Annotated in this window: 17 protein-coding genes; 3 read left to right on the top strand and 14 right to left on the bottom strand. The window is 71.9% G+C overall.

Annotated features, from left to right (window positions below):
- The 4 genes from ACRDP3_RS11120 to rimP form a co-directional block, all read right to left on the bottom strand.
- On the bottom strand, positions 1-418 hold a 418-nt coding region (locus tag ACRDP3_RS11120), incomplete at its 3' end, for a translation initiation factor IF-2 N-terminal domain-containing protein (RefSeq protein WP_431516717.1).
- Between the two features lie 154 nt (positions 419-572).
- Positions 573-860: a YlxR family protein gene (locus ACRDP3_RS11115; protein ID WP_431516716.1), complete on the bottom strand. Its 288-nt coding sequence runs from the start codon at positions 858-860 to the stop codon at positions 573-575.
- 62 nt (positions 861-922) lie between these two features.
- On the bottom strand, positions 923-2,008 hold the full coding sequence (nusA, locus tag ACRDP3_RS11110) for a transcription termination factor NusA (protein WP_431516715.1): 1,086 nt from the start codon (positions 2,006-2,008) through the stop codon (positions 923-925).
- A gap of 2 nt (positions 2,009-2,010) precedes the next feature.
- Positions 2,011-2,556 carry a ribosome maturation factor RimP gene (rimP, locus tag ACRDP3_RS11105; RefSeq protein ID WP_431516714.1) on the bottom strand — a complete coding sequence of 182 codons (546 nt, stop codon included), beginning with the start codon at positions 2,554-2,556 and terminating at the stop codon, positions 2,011-2,013.
- Positions 2,557-2,897: 341 nt separating this feature from the next.
- Between rimP and ACRDP3_RS11100 the strand changes: the two genes are divergently transcribed.
- The 3 genes from ACRDP3_RS11100 (at position 2,898) to ACRDP3_RS11090 (ending at position 5,027) form a co-directional block, all read left to right on the top strand.
- Positions 2,898-3,482, top strand: a complete 585-nt coding sequence (locus tag ACRDP3_RS11100) for a hypothetical protein (RefSeq protein ID WP_431516713.1) — start codon at positions 2,898-2,900, stop codon at positions 3,480-3,482.
- The gene (locus ACRDP3_RS11095; protein WP_431516712.1) at positions 3,479-3,958 is read left to right on the top strand and encodes a ferritin-like domain-containing protein; all 480 of its coding nucleotides are present in this window, start codon (positions 3,479-3,481) and stop codon (positions 3,956-3,958) included. Before ACRDP3_RS11100 ends, ACRDP3_RS11095 begins: the two co-directional genes overlap by 4 nt.
- Positions 3,959-4,055: 97 nt before the next feature.
- Entirely contained in the window at positions 4,056-5,027 is a 972-nt protein-coding gene (locus ACRDP3_RS11090) for an aminoglycoside phosphotransferase family protein (RefSeq protein WP_431516711.1), read from the top strand.
- A gap of 12 nt (positions 5,028-5,039) precedes the next feature.
- Here the strand turns inward: ACRDP3_RS11090 and ACRDP3_RS11085 are convergent, their stop codons facing one another.
- The 10 genes from ACRDP3_RS11085 to ACRDP3_RS11040 all read right to left on the bottom strand — a co-directional run.
- Positions 5,040-6,749, bottom strand: a complete 1,710-nt coding sequence (locus ACRDP3_RS11085) for a proline--tRNA ligase (RefSeq protein ID WP_431516710.1) — start codon at positions 6,747-6,749, stop codon at positions 5,040-5,042.
- 78 nt (positions 6,750-6,827) lie between these two features.
- Complete coding sequence (locus tag ACRDP3_RS11080) at positions 6,828-7,400, bottom strand: GNAT family N-acetyltransferase (RefSeq protein WP_431516709.1); 573 nt, start codon at positions 7,398-7,400, stop codon at positions 6,828-6,830.
- Positions 7,401-7,495: 95 nt separating this feature from the next.
- Positions 7,496-8,341 (bottom strand): GNAT family N-acetyltransferase, encoded by an 846-nt coding sequence (locus ACRDP3_RS11075; RefSeq protein ID WP_431516708.1) that lies wholly within the window; start codon positions 8,339-8,341, stop codon positions 7,496-7,498.
- 135 nt (positions 8,342-8,476) lie between these two features.
- Entirely contained in the window at positions 8,477-9,613 is a 1,137-nt protein-coding gene (gene ispG / locus ACRDP3_RS11070) for a flavodoxin-dependent (E)-4-hydroxy-3-methylbut-2-enyl-diphosphate synthase (protein ID WP_431516707.1), read from the bottom strand.
- 216 nt (positions 9,614-9,829) lie between these two features.
- Positions 9,830-11,134 carry a M50 family metallopeptidase gene (locus ACRDP3_RS11065; protein WP_431516706.1) on the bottom strand — a complete coding sequence of 435 codons (1,305 nt, stop codon included), beginning with the start codon at positions 11,132-11,134 and terminating at the stop codon, positions 9,830-9,832.
- Positions 11,131-12,381 (bottom strand): 1-deoxy-D-xylulose-5-phosphate reductoisomerase, encoded by a 1,251-nt coding sequence (dxr, locus tag ACRDP3_RS11060; protein ID WP_431516705.1) that lies wholly within the window; start codon positions 12,379-12,381, stop codon positions 11,131-11,133. The genes ACRDP3_RS11065 and dxr overlap by 4 nt, the downstream gene beginning before the upstream one ends.
- Before the next feature lie 82 nt (positions 12,382-12,463).
- Positions 12,464-14,383: an acyl-CoA dehydrogenase family protein gene (locus ACRDP3_RS11055; protein WP_431516718.1), complete on the bottom strand. Its 1,920-nt coding sequence runs from the start codon at positions 14,381-14,383 to the stop codon at positions 12,464-12,466.
- A 156-nt stretch (positions 14,384-14,539) separates the two neighbouring features.
- Positions 14,540-15,337, bottom strand: a complete 798-nt coding sequence (locus ACRDP3_RS11050) for a metallophosphoesterase (protein WP_431516704.1) — start codon at positions 15,335-15,337, stop codon at positions 14,540-14,542.
- Between the two features lie 145 nt (positions 15,338-15,482).
- On the bottom strand, positions 15,483-16,937 hold the full coding sequence (locus ACRDP3_RS11045; RefSeq protein WP_431516703.1) for an aldehyde dehydrogenase family protein: 1,455 nt from the start codon (positions 16,935-16,937) through the stop codon (positions 15,483-15,485).
- Positions 16,938-17,138: 201 nt separating this feature from the next.
- On the bottom strand, positions 17,139-18,387 hold a 1,249-nt coding region (locus tag ACRDP3_RS11040; RefSeq protein WP_431516702.1), incomplete at its 5' end, for a PucR family transcriptional regulator.

Genomic DNA, 18,387 nt, shown 5'->3' with positions numbered 1-18,387 from the left:
TGACAGGACCGCCGGCCTCGCCCTCGGCTGCCGGGGCGGGGGCAGCGGGTGCCTCCGGCGTCATCGGCGCCGGCGCTTCGGGGCCCGGCTTCGGGCCGCCCGGCTTGGGTGCCTGACCCGGCTTCGGGGCCGCGGCGCCCGGCTTGGGTGCCGCGCCGTCGGCCGGCTTGGCCGCGGCGGGCTGTGCAGCGGGCTTGGCGGCGCTCTTCTTCGGCGCCGCCGGCTTCGCCGCGGACTTCTTGGCGCCCTTGGCGGCACCGCCCGCGTCGAAGGCGTCGGACAGCTTGCGTACTACCGGCGCCTCGATCGTCGAGGACGCCGAACGGACGAATTCGCCCAGTTCCTGGAGCTTGGCCATGACGACCTTGCTCTCGACACCGAGCTCCTTCGCGAGCTCATATACCCGGACCTTAGCCACTTCGCTCCTTACGGTCCGGGGGGCTCGTCCGCCGCCGGACCTTCGCTACTTATGCATGGGCGCTCATCGCGTACTCATCGAGTGCTCATCGCAATCTCGACCTACTTCCGACTCGCGAGGTACCTCTCCGCACGGAGGCTCCGTACGGACTGTCTTACGGTCTTACCTGCTCGATCTGCTCCACCTGCCGGTGCAGCTCCGCCACGTCGAACGGGCCAGGGCCCCGGAAGGCCCGGTTGAACGCCCGTCGGCGGACAGCCTGGTCGTAACAGGCCGATGTGGGATGCATGTATGCACCCCGGCCGGGCAGCGTACCGCGAAGATCAGGAACGCAGCGGTCCCCGTTCAACACCACACGCAGCAGATCGGGTTTGTCCGAGCGCTTCCGGCAGCCCACACAGGTGCGCTGCGGGCAGGCTCGGACTCGCGTCCGGCCAGACACTTGATAAGTCTACCTCCCCGTGCCACCACACCCCTTCGGGGGTAAAGCGGCACCCTTCGGTTTCAGCCCTGTTCGGCAGCCTGCCCGGGCGCCTCGTCGCGCGCGGCTTCCCGCCCGCCCGAGGCGGGTTCCCCGCCGGCTCCCGCATCCGCTGCGTCCGCGCCGCCCTCCGCGTCCCCCGTGTCCGGGCGGATGTCGATGCGCCAGCCCGTCAGTCGCGCGGCGAGGCGGGCGTTCTGCCCCTCCTTGCCGATGGCGAGCGACAGCTGGTAGTCGGGCACGGTCACCCGGGCCGAGCGGGCCGCGAGGTCGACGATCTCGACCTGGTTGACCCGGGCCGGGGAGAGCGCGTGCGCCACCAGGTCGGCCGGGTCGTCGGACCAGTCGACGATGTCGATCTTCTCGCCGTGCAGCTCCGCCATGACGTTGCGCACCCGGCCGCCCATCGGGCCGATGCAGGCGCCCTTGGCGTTCAGCCCGGACCGCGTCGACCGTACGGCGATCTTCGTACGGTGCCCCGCCTCACGCGCGATGGCGGCGATCTCCACCGAGCCGTCCGCGATCTCCGGCACCTCCAGCTCGAAGAGCTTCCTGACCAGATTCGGGTGGGTGCGCGAAAGCGTCACGGACGGGCCGCGCACTCCCTTGGCCACGCGGACGACGTAGGTGCGCAGGCGCGTGCCGTGCGTGTAGTCCTCGCCGGGGACCTGCTCCTGCGGCGGCAGGATCGCCTCCAGCTTGCCGATGTCTACCAGCACGCTTCTGGGGTCACTCCCCTGCTGGACCATCCCCGCGACGACATCGCCCTCCCGGCCCGCGTACTCCCCGAAGGTGATCTCCTCCTCGGCGTCCCGCAGCCGCTGCAGGATGACCTGCTTGGCAGTGGTGGCGGCGATCCGGCCGAAGCCGGTGGGGGTGTCGTCGAACTCCCGGGGCTCGGCGCCCTCGGCCAGCTCGGCCGCGCTTTCCTTCGCCCAGACCGTCACATGCCCGTTGCTGCGGTCCAGTACCACCCGTGCGTCACGGCGGCTGCCGTCGGTGCGGTGGTAGGCGATGAGGAGGGCCGACTCGATCGCCTCGATCAGCAGATCGAGCGAGATCTCCTTCTCCCTCACCAGCCCGCGCAGGGCACTCATGTCGATGTCCACGGCTACGCCTCCTCCTTGCCTTCCTCGTCGGCGGCCGCGGACTCCTGCTGCGCTCTCTCAGCGGCCTTGCGATTGAACTCGATCTCGACCCGCGCCTTCGCGATGTCGCCGAAGGCGAGCCGGCGCGCGGTGGGCTTGCGCCCCTTCACGCCGGGCACCTCAAGATCCACGCCTTCCTCGTCCACCCGCGTGACCCGGGCGGTCAGTTCGCCGCCGCCGGCCGTCTCGGTCAGGTGCGCCTTGATCAGCCGCCCGACGGCGCGGCGGTAGTGCCGCTGCACTGTCAGGGGACGGTCCGCGCCCGGAGAGGTGACTTCGAGGACGTACGGGGAGCCGCCCATCACGTCCGTCTCGTCCAGCGCCTCGGAGAGCGAGCGGCTCAGCTCGGCACAGGTGTCGAGCTGGACCCCGTCCTCCGCGTCGACCACGACGCGCAGCACCCGGCGCTTGCCGGCGGGGGTCACGTCGACCTCTTCGAGATCGAGCCCCTTCCTGCCGACGAGCGGTTCCAGCAGTCCGCGCAGCCTGTCGCTCTGGGTGGTGCTCATCCGGGTGACTCCTCGGCCGCGTGTGCTGTTGTGGAGGGCCTTAGTTGCTGGGCGTTCGCTGGGCGTTCGCTGGGGGGATTGCCTGTGGTTGCCGGGGTGGGGGCCGGAGCGTGTGAGGGCGCCGTCCGCCGGTCCAAGCCTATCGCCTGCCGTGAGCGGCGCCGACCAGACGGGGGATCCGCGCGGGATGTACGGGTCGTCCGGGTACCCATGGGTCAACGAGGGTGGCCCGTCAGTGCGTTCGAAGGCTCACCGGTACCCTCACCTGGCGGTGATCACCACCACACGCGGTGCCCGGCAGCGGGTTCAGGCGAGGCCGATGTTGTTCAGGGAGTGCACGCATGCCGCTCACGCCGTCCACGGGCGCAGGACCGCGCCGACGGTCGATGCTGGCCGGGACGCTGGGCACGCTGGGTCCGCTCTCGGCGCTGGGAGCCCTCGGCGGGACTGCCGGATGCTCGGCGGAGCAAGGCAGCGCGGATGCCGCGTCACGCACTCACGCGGAACAGCGGCTGCGGAAGACGGCGGCCCGGCAGAGCCGCGCGCTGCTGGAGCGGTACGACGCGACGGCCGCGGCGCACTCCGGACTCGCGGACCGGCTGCGCCCGCTGCGCGCCGCGACGGCCCGGCACGCCGATGCTCTCGGCGGCAAGGGCGCCGCCCGGCCCGGCAAGGGCCGTGGCGAAGGCGACGGCGAACCCAAGGGACACGAAGGCGGCGGCAAGGGCGCCGCACCGGGTGACGAGAAGGCGGCGCTCGCGGCGCTCGGTGAGGCCGAACGGCGTACCGCGGACGACCGTACCGCCGCCCTCCTCAAGGCACCGCCCGAACTGGCACGGGTGCTGGCCTCTCTCGCGGCGGCGGGCGCCGCCCACGCGTACCTGCTGGGAGCCGGCAAGCCGGACGGGAAGGACGACGACGCATGAGCAGACTGCTCGACGCCGTGCAGGCCGCGCTGGCCGCCGAGCACGCCACCCTCTACGGCTACGGCGTCGTCGGTGGCCGCATGGAGAAGGACCGTCAGGACGAGGCCCGCGCCGCCTACGACGCCCACCGCGCCCGCCGGGACGCACTGCGGCGCGAGGTGCGCGACCTGGGCGGCAAGCCGGAAGCCGCTGCCGCCGCCTACGCCCTGCCGTTCGCGGTGCCCGACAGCGCAGCGGCGGTGCGGCTCGCGGCGGAGCTGGAGGACCGGCTGGCCGGGGTGTACGCGGATCTCGTACGGGCGAGCGAGGGCACCCGCAGGCGGGAGGCGGCGGGGTCCCTGCGCGAGGCGGCGGTCCGGTCGGTCCGGTGGCGGGGCAGCGGCGTAACCTTCCCTGGTCTCCCCGAGCGCACCGCCTCCGAGGGCCCTTCGCCCTCGGGTTCATCCGCGCCCGGCACGGCGCCCGGTTCGCTCTGACCCCCACGGTCCGCGGAGCGGCGCCCGGCAGACCGCCGTCGTACCGCCGCACGTACCGCCCGCACGCACCGCCGACCGGAAAGGTCCACGTCACCGTATGCCTTCCGCACTGCCCCTCGACCCTCCGCAGCGGCTGGTGCGCTCGCTCGGCGCGCAGCACTCCCACGCGGACGCGCTGGCGGGCCGTGCCGACAGCGCGGCCCGTGCCGCCGGCGAATGGCTCGCGGAGCTTCCCGCGCTCCTGGAACGGACCCTGGAACGGTGGGAGCTGACGCCGGAGCGAGTGGTGGCGCCGGGGGGCCGGAGCAGTCTGATGGCCCTGGTGCGGCAGGCCGACGGCACCCCGGCGGCGCTGAAGCTGCTCGCCCCGTACGGCTACGGGGCGGGCGAGCGGGCCGAGCGGGAGCGCGCGGCCCTCACCCGCTGGAACGGCTGGGGCGCGGTACGGCTGCTGCGCGCGGACACCACCGCAGGCGCCCTGCTGCTGGAGCGGCTGCACGGCGAGATGTCACTGCGGTCGCTGCCCGAGGCGAAGGCGATGCTGGAGGCCGCCTCGGCCGCCCGCCGGCTGTGGGTCTCCCCCGGCGACGCGGGTGACGCCGTCGGCACCGTCGCGGCGCACACGGCCGCCGGCAGCGCGTTCCTGCGGCGCTCCACGCCGGAGGAGGTGTGGCCGCTGCGGGACGAGGCCCTGGAGCTGCGGGACGCGCTGCTGACCGAACCACCCGAAGAGGTGCTGCTGCACGGCGACTTCCGGCAGGGTGCGGTGCTCGCCGCGGACGCCGAGCGCGCGCCGTGGCTGGCGGCGGGCCCCGATCCCCTGCTGGGCGAGCGCGCCTACGACCTGGCCCGGCTGGTACGGGACCGGCTGCACGACCTGGTGGCCTCCCCCGGCGCCGCCTCCGCCACCCGCCGCCGCCTGCACAAGCTCGCCGACTCCCTCGAGGTCGACCGCGACCGGCTCCGGGGCTGGTCGCTCTACCGCGCCGTGGAGTCCGGTGTACGTCACCTGAGCGGCGGGAACCGCGAGGACGGCGAGATCCTGCTGGAATTCGCCGGCTGGCTCTGACCGGCGGTCCGGTCAGGCGGCGGAGAGCCGGGCCACCGCGTCGGCGACCGGCAGCTCCTCGCGCTCACCGGTGCGGCGGTCCTTCACCTCGACCAGGCCGTCCTTGGCGCCACGGCCCACGATCAGGATGGTGGGCACGCCGAGCAGCTCCGCGTCGGTGAACTTCACGCCGGGCGAGACGCCCGCGCGGTCGTCCACCAGCACCCGCGTCCCGGCGGCGCCCAGCCGCTCGGCGATGTCCAGGGCGAGTTCGATCTGCAGCGCCTTGCCCGCGGCGACGACGTGCACGTCGGCGGGGGCGATCTCGCGCGGCCAGCACAGCCCCTGCTCGTCGGCGGTCTGTTCGGCCAGCGCGGCGACGGCGCGGGTGACGCCGATGCCGTACGAGCCCATCGTCACCCGCACCGGCTTGCCGTCCTGGCCCAGCACATCCAGCTCGAAGGCGTCGGCGTACTTGCGGCCGAGCTGGAAGATGTGGCCGATCTCGATCGCCCGGTCCAGCTCGATGCCGGAGCCGCAGGACGGGCAGGGGTCGCCCGCCTCGACGACGACCACGTCGAGGTAGTCGTCGACCTCGAAGTCACGGCCGCAGACGACGTTCCGCGCGTGCTTGTCAGGCTTGTTCGCCCCGGTGACCCAGGCGGTCCCGGGGGCCACGCGGGGGTCCGCGATGTAGCGGAACGCCTTGCCGGCCATGCCGCCCTGCGGGCCGACGTAGCCGCGCACGAGGTCGGGCCGGTCCACGAAGTCCTCCGCCGTGACCAACTCGACCTGGGCGGGGGCGAGCTGCTCGCCCAGCTTGCCGAGGTCGACCTCACGGTCGCCGGGGACGGCCACGGCCGTGATCTCACCGTCGATCTTGACCAGCAGGTTCTTGAGCGTGGCGGAAGCGGGCACGCCCAGGTGTGCGGCGAGGGTCTCGATCGTCGGGGTGTCCGGGGTGTCGAGCTCTTCGAGCGCCGGGTGATCGGCGGACGGCGCGGGGGTGACGGCGACCGAGAGGGCCTCGGTGTTCGCCGCGAAGCCGCAGGAGGGGCACTGGGCGTAGGTGTCCTCGCCGGCGGCGGCGGGGGCGAGGAACTCCTCGGAGGCCGAACCGCCCATCGCGCCGGAGACGGCGGAGACGATGCGGTAGTCGAGTCCGAGCCGCTCGAAGATGCGGGTGTAGGCCTCGCGCTGCTGCCGGTAGGACTCGGCGAGCCCTTCGTCGGAGACGTCGAAGGAGTAGGCGTCCTTCATCGTGAACTCCCGGCCGCGCAGGATGCCGGAACGGGGACGGGCCTCGTCCCGGTACTTGGTCTGGATCTGATAGAGCGTCACCGGCATGTCCTTGTAGGACGTGCACTGGTCCTTGACGACCTGGGTGAAGATCTCCTCGTGGGTGGGCCCGAGCAGATAGTCGGCGCCCTTCCGGTCCTGGAGGCGGAAGAGCAGGTCACCGTACTCCTCGTAGCGCCCGGAGACCTCGTACGGCTCCTTCGGCAGCAGCGCGGGGAGCAGCACCTCCTGGGCGCCGACGGCGTCCATCTCCTCGCGGACGACACGCGTGACGTTCTCCAGCACCTGCAGGCCGAGCGGCAGCCACGTCCAGATGCCCGCAGCGGCACGGCGTACGTAGCCCGCGCGCACCAGCAGCTTGTGGCTGATGGTCTCGGCGTCGGCCGGGTCGTCGCGCAGCGTCTTCAGCATCGACCGGGACAAGCGCTGGACTCGGGCTGCCATGGAGTTCTCCGTGCGGTGGGTGAAGTGACTGGGGAGGAGACTATCCGGCGGAACTCACGGCACGGAAACGCGATTCCCTCACCGCCGGCGGAGCGGCAGCCACGCCCCCATGACCGCGTACGGGCTCGGCGCGCTCGGGAAGTGCACACGGCGCGCGAGGTCGCGGTAGCCCAGGCTGTGGTAAAGGGCGCGGGCGGGGCTGTCGGTGTCGATGGCCGAGAGCAGTGACCGCGGTTCGGCCGCCCCGTCGGTGAGCATGGTGATCAGCCGGCGGCCGATGCCGCGCTGCTGGTAGAGCGGGTGTACGTGCAGTTCGGTGATGACGAAGGTGTCGTCCAGCCAGTCCTCGACGCCCTGCTCCCGCAGATAGGAGGCCACCACCGTGGACCACCAGTGCGTGCGGTCGTTGGGCATCCCGTACGTGAAGCCGACGAGCCGCCCTTCCGGCGTCCGCGCGCCCAGCGCCCGCGCCCCCGGCGAGGTCAGGTGCCGCAGCACGATGGGGCGGCGCACTCCGATCTCCTCATCGGTGAGCCCGAAGGCGACGGCCTGCACGGCGAGCGCGTCATCCACGTACGCGTCCAGGTCCAGCGGTCCGATGACCGCCTCGCGGGGGTCCTGGGACTGTGCTCCCGCGGAAGAATGCAGCATGCCTGGAGGTTACTAGTGCCGTGACCGCACGGTCGGTACCGGCGAACGGGGGCCGTCCCCCTACCACCCCGGGGAACCCGTCGGGTCCGCCAGGGTCAGAACAGCACGCTCATGAAGGTGCCGACCTCGCGGAAACCCACGCGCCGGTACGCGGCTCGTGCCGCCGTGTTGAAGTCGTTGACGTAGAGGCTGGCGCGCGGGGCGACCTCGTTGAGCGCGTAGCGCAGCACAGCGGCCATGCCGGTCTCGGAGAGGCCCTCCCCGCGGCGCTCCGGGGTGACCCAGACACCCTGGATCTGGCAGGCCTGCGGTGTGGCAGCGCCGATCTCCGCCTTGAAGACGATCCGGCCGTTCTCGACGCGGGCGAAGGAGCGGCCGGAACCGACGAGTTCGGCGACCCGGGACTGGTAGACCAGGCCGCCGTCGCCGGCGAGCGGGGAGACGCCGACCTCCTCGGTGAACATCGCCACGCAGGCCGGCAGGACCAGATCCATCTCGTCCTTGCGGATGCGGCGCACCAGCGGGTCGGGGGCGACCTCGTCGGGCACCCGCTCCGCGACCATCAGCGGCTGCCGGGTTCGGACCTCCCGTGCGGGGCCCCAGTGCGGTTCCAGATACGACCAGAGCGCGGCTGTGGGCCCGGCCGGGCCGACGATGGACGAGCAGCGCCGCCCCTGCCGCCGCGCGCGTTCGGCGAAGGCGTGGACGGCCTCGGGACCGGCGCACAGGGGGACGAGGTTGGCTCCGGCATAGCAGAGCGCCGCCAGCCGGCCCCGCCGGTACCACCCCCACATCTCGCCGCCGAGGCGCATCGCGTCGAGTCCGGCGGCGTGCACGCGGGAGGCGATGAACGCGTTGTTGACGGGTTCGCGGCGCAGCACCCTGAGCGCGTCGTCGAGCTCGGCGGGGTCGAGAACCCTGGTGGAGGTGGTGGTCAACAACGTGTCGGCTGCCTCACCGTGACGGCCCCGAGGGCAAGGGGAAGGGAGGGGGAGGATCTCCCGACTGTATCGCGGCCGGCGCCGCGCGTGGCACCGCGCCTGACCGCCGCCTGACAGCCCGCCGGCCACTTCTCGTCAGCCGCTGACGGCGACCTCGGGCTCGCCGGAGGCGACGCCGTCCTTCTCCATCTGCTCGGCGATCTTCATCGCCTCGTCGATGAGGGTCTCGACGATCTTCGACTCGGGAACGGTCTTGATGACCTCGCCCTTGACGAAGATCTGCCCCTTGCCGTTGCCGGAGGCGACGCCCAGGTCGGCCTCGCGGGCCTCGCCGGGGCCGTTGACGACGCAGCCCATGACGGCCACGCGCAGCGGCACCTCCATGCCGTCCAGGCCGGCGGTGACCTCGTCGGCCAGCTTGTAGACGTCCACCTGGGCGCGGCCGCAGGAGGGGCAGGAGACGATCTCCAGGCGGCGCTGCCGCAGGCCGAGGGACTCCAGGATCTGGATGCCGACCTTGCACTCCTCGGCGGGTGGTGCGGACAGCGAGACGCGGATGGTGTCGCCGATCCCCTCGGCCAGCAGCGCGCCGAAGGCGACGGCGGACTTGATGGTGCCCTGGAAGGCGGGGCCGGCCTCGGTGACGCCCAGGTGCAGCGGGTAGTCGCACTGGGCGGCGAGCTGCCGGTAGGCGTTGATCATGACGACCGGGTCGTTGTGCTTGACCGAGATCTTGATGTCGCGGAAACCGTGCTCCTCGAAGAGCGAGCACTCCCACAGCGCCGACTCGACCAGCGCCTCGGGAGTGGCCTTGCCGTACTTCCGCAGCAGCCGCTGGTCGAGGGAGCCCGCGTTGACCCCGATCCGGATGGGGGTGCCGGCCGCCGAGGCGGCCTGGGCGATCTCCCTGACCTTGTCGTCGAACTGCTTGATGTTGCCGGGGTTGACCCGCACCGCGGCACAGCCCGCGTCGATGGCCGCGAAGACGTACTTGGGCTGGAAGTGGATGTCGGCGATCACCGGGATCTGCGACTTGCGCGCGATGGTGGCCAGCGCGTCGGCGTCGTCCTGCGTGGGGCAGGCGACGCGCACGATCTGGCAGCCGGACGCCGTCAGCTCGGCGATCTGCTGGAGCGTAGCCCCGACGTCGGAGGTACGGGTCGTGGTCATCGACTGCACGGACACCGGGGCGTCCCCGCCGACGGCCACCGGACCCACCTGGATCTTCCGGCTGACCCGGCGGTCGACGAGCTTGGTAGGTACGTCCGGCATACCGAGCGAAATCGCTGTCGCTGTCATCTGGCGTGCAACCCCAACATGTGGATCGAGAGGTCCCGAGAGATCGACGGGCTCCAGCCCTGAGATTACGGCACGGTCACCTGTACGAGCACATCACGCCCCGCCGATCACCCAAAGCATGACATATGGTCACAAAAGCGGCCGAAGTGTCACCACACGTCATCGTGCGGCCGTCCACCGGACGCCGCGCTACCCGGCCAGTCTGACCGGATTGACCACGTCCGCCACCAGCACCAGCAGCGTGAAGCAGATGAAGATCCCGGCGACGACGTACGCGACCGGCATCAGCTTCGCCACGTCGAACGGCCCCGGGTCGGGGCGCCGGAAGACCTTGGCGAAGGCCCGCCGTACCGACTCCCACAGGGCGCCCGCGATGTGCCCGCCGTCCAGCGGCAGCAGCGGCAGCATGTTGAAGAGGAACAGCGACAGGTTGAAGCCCGCGACCAGGAACAGCATGGTCGCCACCCGCTGCGTGGGCGGGATGTCGAGGGAGAAGACCTCGCCGCCCACCCGGGCGGCGCCGACCACGCCCATCGGGGAGTCCTGCTTGCGCTCGGCTCCGTCGAAGGCCGCGTTCCACAGGTCGGGGACCTTGGAGGGCAGCGCGATCAGCGCCTCCACGCCGGAGGCCATCATGTCGCCCATGCGGTCCACGGACTGCGGGAAGGACTGCTGGACTACGCCGCTGGCCGGCGTGAAGCCGAGAAAGCCCGCGGTGACGTACTGGCCCTCGACGTAGCTGCCGCGGCCGTCGGACTTGGCGACCTTGTTCGGGATCAGGTCGGCCTGGAGCGTCTTACGCGCACCGTCCCGCTGGACCGTGATGGTGGCCGGACCGGTGGTGTCGCGGATCTGCCGCTGGAGTGTCCCCCACTCCCTGACGCGCTCGCCGTCGAAGGCCACGATCTTGTCGCCCGCCCGCATGCCGGCCGCCTTGGCCGGTGAGTCCTTGGCCCCCGAGGGGCACTTGTCGGACTTGGCCGAGGCCGGGATGACGCATTCGGAGACGGAGGAGACCGTGGTCGTCTGGGTGTTGATGCCGAAGGACATCAGCACGACAAGGAAGATCACGACCGCCAGGATCAGGTTCATGAACGGCCCCGCGAACATCACGATGACGCGCTTCCAGGGCGCCCGGGTGAAGAAGAGCCGCTTCTCGTCGCCCGGCTGCAGTTCCTCGAAGGCCGCGGCCCGCGCGTCCTCGATCATACCGCGGAAGGGCGAGGTCGAGCGCTTCCGCAGCGCCCCGTCCTCCCCCGGAGGGAACATGCCGATCATCCGGATGTAGCCGCCGAGCGGCACCGCCTTGAGTCCGTACTCCGTCTCGCCCCTGCGCCGGGAGAAGATCGTCGGCCCGAATCCCACCATGTACTGCGGCACCCGGATGCCGAACATCTTCGCCGTCGAAAGGTGTCCCAGCTCGTGCCAGGCGATGGAGAAGAGCAGGCCGACGAAGAAGACGACTATGCCGAGAACGGTCATCAAGGTCGTCATGCACGGGCCTCCGCTGCTGCCGTCGCCAGTTCGCGGGCGCGAGCGCGCGCCCAAGTCTCAGCGTCGAGGACATCGGCGAGCGTCAGCGCGGTTCCGCGTGGCTCTCCATGTTCCTCGACCACAGCGGCAACCGTATCCACGATGCCGGAGAACGGCAGCCGTCCGCTGAGGAACGCCTCGACGCACTCCTCGTTCGCCGCGTTGTAGACCGCCGGCGCCGTGCCGCCCAGCCGTCCCACCCGGAAGGCGAGCGGTACGGCCGGGAACGCCCCGGCGTCGAGCGGCAGGAACTCCCAGGACATCGCTTTCGACCAGTCGAAGACCGGACCCGCGTCGGGCACCCGCTCGGGCCAGCCCATCCCGAGCGCGATCGGCAGCCGCATGTCCGGCGGCCCGCACTGGGCGAGCGTCGAGCCGTCGGTGAACTCCACCATCGAGTGAACGGCGGACTGGGGATGGACGACGACCTCGATCCGCTCGAAGGGCACGTCGTAGAGCAGGTGCGCCTCGATGACCTCCAGCCCCTTGTTGACGAGGGTCGCGGAGTTGACGGTGATCACCGGGCCCATGTCCCAGGTGGGGTGGGCGAGCGCCTCGTCGGGGGTGACGTCGGCCAGCTCGGCCTTCGTACGGCCGCGGAACGGGCCGCCCGACGCGGTCACCAGCAGCTTGCGCACCTCGCCGCGCGCCCCTCCCAGCAGCGCCTGGAAGAGCGCCGAGTGCTCGGAGTCCACAGGCACGATCTGCCCCGGCCTGGCGACCGCCTTGACCAGCGGCCCGCCGACGATGAGCGACTCCTTGTTGGCCAGGGCGAGGGTCCGCCCCGACTCCAGGGCGGCCAGGGTGGGAGCCAGTCCGATGGAGCCCGTGATGCCGTTCAGCACCGTGTGGCACTCGCCCGCCGCCAGTTCGGTGGCCGCGTCGGGCCCGGCCAGCACCTCGGGGATCGGCTCCCCCACGCCGTACTCGGCACGCAGCGCCTGCCGCACCTGCCCCACCCGGTCCTCGCGGGCGACCGCCACGGTGCGCACCTGCAGCCGGTGCGCCTGCCCGGCCAGCAGTGCCGGCCGGCTGCCCGCGGCGGACAGGCCGGTCACCCGGAAGCGGCCGGGATTGCTCAGCACGACATCGACCGCCTGGGTGCCGATGGAGCCGGTCGACCCGAGGATCACGATGTCGCGCGGCCCCTCCGGCACACCGGCCGGCCCGGGGTGCCGCACATGCGGGTCAGCGAGGGATTCCGTCATCCCCCCATTCTGACCCTTCGCCGGCGCATCCCGGCCACCGGGCCACCGGCGCCGGCCGGGCCACCGGCGTCTGCCTGGCCCCTCAGCGAATACGCCGGTGCACGTTCTTCTTCTTCGACGGCCCCGGCTTCGCCTCCGAGATCCACGGCCCCTCGGACGACGCGTCGATGACGCCCTCCTCCAGCCACGTGTAGGCGCCGTCCAGAATGCCCTGCACCACCTTCCGGTCCAGATCGTCCGTGTTGTGCCACAGCCGTCCGAACAACTCCTCCACCCGCACCCGCGACTGCCGGCAGAAGGCGTCGGCCAGCTGATACGCCGCCCTCCCGTCGGCCCCGGACGAGCTGCTCAGCGCGTCCCGCCGCAGCTTCTCCGCCCGTACGCACGCCGCGCTCATCGCGAACAGCTCCGCGCCGATGTCCACGATCCGGCCGAGGAATCCCTGCTTGGTCTCCATCCGCCCCTGCCACCGCGACATGGCGTAGAAGGTCGACCTGGCCAGCTTGCGCGAGGTGCGTTCCACGTACCGCAGGTGCGAGGCGAGTTCCCCGAAGTCGGGGTATGTGCCGGGCAACTGGCCCGGCCCCGCCACCAGTTTGGGCAGCCAGCGCGCATAGAAACCGCCCGCCGTCACCGCCGCCCGGCCCTTGTCGGAGAGCGTCTTGTCCGGGTCGATCAGGTCGCCGGCCACCTTCAGGTGCGCGTCGACCGCTTCCCGGGCGATGAGGAGATGCATGATCTCCGTCGACCCCTCGAAGATCCGGTTGATCCGCAGGTCGCGCACCAGCTGTTCGGCGGGCACGCCGCGCTCGCCGCGGGCCGCCAGCGACTCCGCCGTCTCATACCCGCGCCCGCCCCGGATCTGGACGAGGTCGTCGGCCATCTTGCACGCCATCTCGCTGCCGAACAGCTTCGCGAGCGCGGCTTCGATGCGGATGTCGTTGCGCTCCTCGTCGGCCATCTGGCTGGACAGGTCCAGTACGGCCTCCAGCGCGAACGTCGTCGCGGCGATGAAGGACATCTTGCTGCCGACGGCCTCGTGCTTGGCCACCGGCCGGCCCCACTGCACCCGCGCCTCGGTCCACTCGCGGGCGATCTTCAGGCACCACTTGCCGGCGCCCACGCAGGTGGCGGGCAGGGACAGCCGCCCGGTGTTGAGGGTGGTCAGCGCGATCTTGAGGCCCGAGCCCTCCTTGCCGATGAGGTTGGCGGCCGGCACCCGGACCTGGTGGAAGCGGGTGACGCCGTTCTCCAGGCCGCGCAGGCCCGAGAAGGCGTTGCGGTTCTCGACGGTGATGCCGTCCGAGCCGCCCTCCACGACGAAGGCGGTGATGCCGCCACGGTGCCCGTCGGACTTGGGCACCCTGGCCATGACGACGAGCAGGTCGGCGACGACGCCGTTGGTGGTCCACAGCTTCACGCCGTCCAGGACGTAGTCGTCGCCGTCGGGCACCGCGGTGGTGGCGAGCCGTGCCGGGTCGGAGCCGACGTCGGGCTCGGTGAGCAGAAAGGCGGAGATGTCGCTGCGGGCGCAGCGCGGCAGGAAGGTGTCCTTCTGCTCCTTCGTGCCGAACATCTTCAGCGGCTGCGGCACCCCGATCGACTGGTGCGCGGAGAGCAGCGCGCCCACGGCGGGGTTGGCGGAGCTGATCAGGGCCAGCGCCTTGTTGTAGTAGACCTGGGTGAGGCCGAGCCCGCCGTATTCGGGGCCGACCTTCATCCCGAGTGCGCCGATGTCCTTGAGGCCGGTGATGACCTCGTCGGGGATGCGGGCCTCCCGCTCGATCCGCGCCCCGTCGATCGTCGTCTCGCAGAACTCGCGGAGTTTGGTGAGGAATTCCTCGCCGCGCTGTACGTCCTCGGCGGCGGGTTCCGGGTGAGGGTGGATCAGATCGAGCCGGAAACGGCCCAGGAAGAGCTCCTTGGCGAAGCTCGGCTTGCGCCAGTCCTGTTCGCGTGCGGCCTCGGCTACTTCTCGGGCTTCGCGCTCGGAGACAGTCATCTCACTCATCTCGCCGCGTGGTAGGGACATTGAACGGCGTGCACCGCCGTGCACTACCGTCCGGTGCTACTCGGTCGTATCTACCCGATTCGGCGGGTGCATACCAGACTCCGCGCAGGCGGAACCCCGGATGCCTCGGTCAGTTCACGGCACCATTCACGGCACCACACGGAAGTGTGTGGTCAGGCGGCCGCCGTTGTCGTGGACATCCTCGTGGACGTGGAAGGCGAGCATCGGCGGCAGCGCGTAGTCGACGGGGCCGCCCGCCTCGCCCTCCCACGGCATCTTCAGGGTGGAGACGACGCCGGGAGCGGCGACGAGCGGCCGGCCGGCGAAGGTGGTGACGGCCGGGGTGTGACTGTGGCCGCACAGCAAGGCCGCCACATGAGGGTGCCGTGCGACGACGGCGGCGAGCCGGTCCTCGCCGAACTGGCGGATGGGATCGACGTACTGGCCGTGCAGCGGCACCGGGGGGTGGTGGAAGCAGACGAAGGCGGGCCGGTCGTGCGGCGCGCCGGACAGCGCGTGGTCGAGCCAGTCGAGCGTGCCGTCGTCGAGGTAGCCGTCGCCGCGCCCCGGAATGCTGGAGTCGCACATGGCGAACGTCCCGCCGGGCAGTACGTGCAGCTGGTTGACCGGGGCGGCGTCGGTGGGGTCGCCGCCGAGCAGCCCGGCACGGTAGGGACCGCGGGCGTCGTGGTTGCCGGGGCAGTGCAGTGGCGTGTGCCGGGAGCCGGCCAGCAGCTTGGCGGCCTCCTCGTACTCCTGCGGGGTGCCGTGGTCGGCGATGTCGCCGGTGAGCAGCACGGCGTCCAACTCGCCGGGCAGCTGGTCGAGATAGCGCAGCACGCGCTCCGTACGCTCGCGGGCGCGGACGCCGCCGTCGCTCTCGTCCCGTCCCGGGTGACCCAGGTGACCCAGGTGGATGTCACTGACATGCGCGAAGACGAACACGGTCACCCCTTGCGGTCGGCAGGTCCATGGCCGGGCAATTCCCGCCGTGCGGACCGGGACACCACGCCGCGACGGTGCCGGCTGCGCACGACGCGCCGCCCCGGCACTGTGCCGGGGCGGCGAAAAGCGAGCGTAGAACCAGAGCTTAGAGCTCCAGGCCCGTCAGCACCATCACGCGCTCGTAGGTGTAGTCCTCCATCGCGAACCGGACTCCCTCGCGGCCCACGCCCGACTGCTTGACGCCGCCGTAGGGCATCTGGTCGGCGCGGTAGGAGGGCACGTCGCCGACCACCAGGCCGCCCATCTCCAGCGCGCGGTGCGCGCGGAAGGCCGCCTGGATGTCATGCGTGAACACGCCCGCCTGCAGCCCGTACTTGGAGTCGTTGGCCGCCGCGAAAGCCTGGTCCTCGCCGTCCACCCGCGTGAACGACATGACCGGTCCGAAGACCTCCTCGCAGCCGATCTGGGTGTCGGCGGGGACGTCCTCCAGCACGGTCGGCGCGTACGTCGCGCCCTCCCGCTTGCCGCCGGTCCGCAGCGTCGCACCGCGCGAGACCGCCTCATCGACCCACGACTCGACGCGCTTGGCGGCGTCCTCGCTGACCAGCGGGCCGACGTCGGTGGCCGGGTCGGCGGGGTCACCGGCGCGCAGGGCCTCGACGGCGGTGACGACCTTGGGTACCAGCCGGTCGTAGACCGACGCGTCCGCGATCACGCGCTGCACGGAGATGCAGGACTGGCCCGCCTGGTAGTTGGAGAAGGTGGCGATGCGCTGCGCCGCCCAGTCCAGGTCCGCCTCGGAGTGGTAGTCGCCCAGTACGATCGCGGCCCCGTTGCCGCCCAGCTCCAGTGTGACGCGCTTGCGCGGCACCGAGTCGAGGATGGACCAGCCGACGGGGGCGGAGCCGGTGAAGGAGATGATCGGCAGCCGCTCGTCCTTGACCAGCCCGGGCATCTGGTCGTTGGGCACCGGCAGGACGGACCACGAACCGGCCGGCAGGTCGGTCTCCGCCAGCAGCTCGCCGATCAGCAGCCCGGACAGCGGCGTGGCCGGGGCGGGCTTGAGGATGATCGGGGTGCCGACGGCCAGCGCGGGAGCGACCTTGTGCGCGCACAGGTTGAGCGGGAAGTTGAAGGGCGCGATGCCCAGCACCGGTCCGTAGGGGAAGCGCTTGGTGTAGGCGAGCCGGCCCGTGCCGCCCGCGTCGGAGTCGAGCCGCTGCGCCTCGCCGCCGTTGAAGCGGCGGGCCTCGTCGGCGGCCCAGCGGAAGACGGAGACGCACCGGCCGACCTCGCCGCGGGCCCATTTCATGGGCTTGCCGTTCTCCGCCGAGATCAGCGCGGCGATCTCCTCGGAGCGTTCGCCGACGCGCCGCACGATGTGGTCCAGGGCTGCCGCGCGTACGTGCGCGGGGGTCGCCGCGAACTCCTCGGCGACCTCTGCGGCGGCGGCCACGGCCTCCTCGACCTGGGCCGCGGTGGGCAGGCTGATACTGCCGACGAGCCGCCCGTCCCAGGGCGAGGTCACATCGAGCGTGTCCTCGCCGGTGGCCTCACGGCCGGCGAGCCAGAAGGAGTGCGGGGAAGTCGCTGTCGTCACTGCGGGACCGCCCTTACGGATGGTGAGGATGATGGAGATCGGTGAGCGGGGCGAAACCGGTGGCCGGTGGACCGTCATCGGCTGCCCGCTTTCCACCATAGGGGGGTGCGAGGGTGACTGATTCTTGTCCGACTCGGCACACTCCGGCGGCTGCGCTGGCCGGATCGGCAGAGACCGGAACGGTCGTGCTCGTGGTGTGCCCTAACCCGTCGCCTTGAGCGCGAGCCACAGCTCCATACGTACGTCCGGATCGTCGAGCGACCGGCCGAGGATCTCTTCGACCCGGCGCATGCGGTAGCGCAGGGTGTGCCGGTGTACACCCAGATCGGCCGCGGCCGCGTCCCACTGGCCGTGCCGGGACAGCCACGCCCGGAGGGAGGCGACGAGGTCGCCCCGGCCGTTCGCGTCATGTTCACGCAGCGAACGCAGCAGGCCGTCGGCGAACGCCCGTACGGCGTCGTCGGCGAGCAGCGGCAGCACCGAACCCGCCGCCACGTCCTCGTGCTCCACCAGCGGGGTGCCGCGGCGCCGGGCGACCGACAGCGCCTGGTCGGCCTGTTTGAAGGCGACGGTGGCGGCGGCGAGCCCGGCGGGTGCCGAGACGCCGATGACCAGGGCGTCCTCGGGGGTACGGGGCGATCCGTTCGGGTGCGCGCCGGCGCCCGAGCCGACCGGGCCGGCGGCGCTGGTCGATTCCACCGCTTTCGCGCAGGACGCCGCGTACTCCGCGCAGGCCGAGACCGCCGCCCCGCCGTCGGGGGCGATGACGACCACACGGCTGCCGTCGGGCACGACGAGCACTGCCTCGCCGTTGCGCGCCGCGGCGGTCTCGATGAGATCCACGAGCTGGTCGAGGGGGCCGGTCAGGTCGTCGGTGATGCCTTCCGGCGTCGGCACCGGCACCGCCGAATTCTCGGTGACCGTCACGACGGGCAGCTGAGCGGGACCCGGGCCGCCGGAGCCTCCGGGACCTCCAGAGCCGCCGGGACCCCCCGAAGCGGAGCCCGCGGCGGCGCTGCCGCCCCCTCGGGTCCGGGCCGCGGAGCCGGCGACCGGCTCCGCCACCAGCACCCGCATCGGCGCGTCCAGCAGCCCTCCGTACAGCCGTCCGGCGACCGCCCGCGCGTGCCCGGATTCGCCCGAGAGCAGCATCCGCATCACCGCCGCTCCCAGCCGCTGTTCGGCCTCCTGCAGTGCCCGCGAGCGCTCCATGGTGAGGGTCAGCAGCGCGATCGCGGAGTGCACCGCGTACCGCTCGGCGGTGCCCAGCTGTGCGGCCGTACCCACGGCGAGCACGGCCTTGGCGCGGCGACCGCTGCCGACCGACTGCAGCTCGACGCGGTCGTCGCCGGTGTCCGGCCCACTGACCACGGCGCTCGCGGGCGGGGGTCTGTCGCGGAGCCGCTCGGCGTCGCCGACGAAGCGGGAGGCCCTGCGCACGGCCCAGGTG

Origin of the sequence: Streptomyces sp. (assembly GCF_050698815.1) — a bacterium.
Taxonomy (GTDB): Bacteria; Actinomycetota; Actinomycetes; order Streptomycetales; family Streptomycetaceae; genus Streptomyces.
Note: the sequence above shows the minus strand (reverse complement) of the source record. Positions and strands in the feature narration are given on the sequence as shown.

Bases quoted from the DNA above. Each gene is read 5' to 3' on its own strand.
- rimP (WP_431516714.1), bottom strand. From the start codon at position 2,556: ATGAGCACCACCCAGAGCGACAGGCTGCGCGGACTGCTGGAACCGCTC.
- ACRDP3_RS11100 (WP_431516713.1), top strand. From the start codon at position 2,898: ATGCCGCTCACGCCGTCCACGGGCGCAGGACCGCGCCGACGGTCGATG.
- ACRDP3_RS11095 (WP_431516712.1), top strand. From the start codon at position 3,479: ATGAGCAGACTGCTCGACGCCGTGCAGGCCGCGCTGGCCGCCGAGCAC.
- ACRDP3_RS11090 (WP_431516711.1), top strand. From the start codon at position 4,056: ATGCCTTCCGCACTGCCCCTCGACCCTCCGCAGCGGCTGGTGCGCTCG.
- ACRDP3_RS11085 (WP_431516710.1), bottom strand. From the start codon at position 6,749: ATGGCAGCCCGAGTCCAGCGCTTGTCCCGGTCGATGCTGAAGACGCTG.
- ACRDP3_RS11080 (WP_431516709.1), bottom strand. From the start codon at position 7,400: ATGCTGCATTCTTCCGCGGGAGCACAGTCCCAGGACCCCCGCGAGGCG.
- ispG (WP_431516707.1), bottom strand. From the start codon at position 9,613: ATGCCGGACGTACCTACCAAGCTCGTCGACCGCCGGGTCAGCCGGAAG.
- ACRDP3_RS11065 (WP_431516706.1), bottom strand. From the start codon at position 11,134: ATGACGACCTTGATGACCGTTCTCGGCATAGTCGTCTTCTTCGTCGGC.
- dxr (WP_431516705.1), bottom strand. From the start codon at position 12,381: ATGACGGAATCCCTCGCTGACCCGCATGTGCGGCACCCCGGGCCGGCC.
- ACRDP3_RS11055 (WP_431516718.1), bottom strand. From the start codon at position 14,383: ATGACTGTCTCCGAGCGCGAAGCCCGAGAAGTAGCCGAGGCCGCACGC.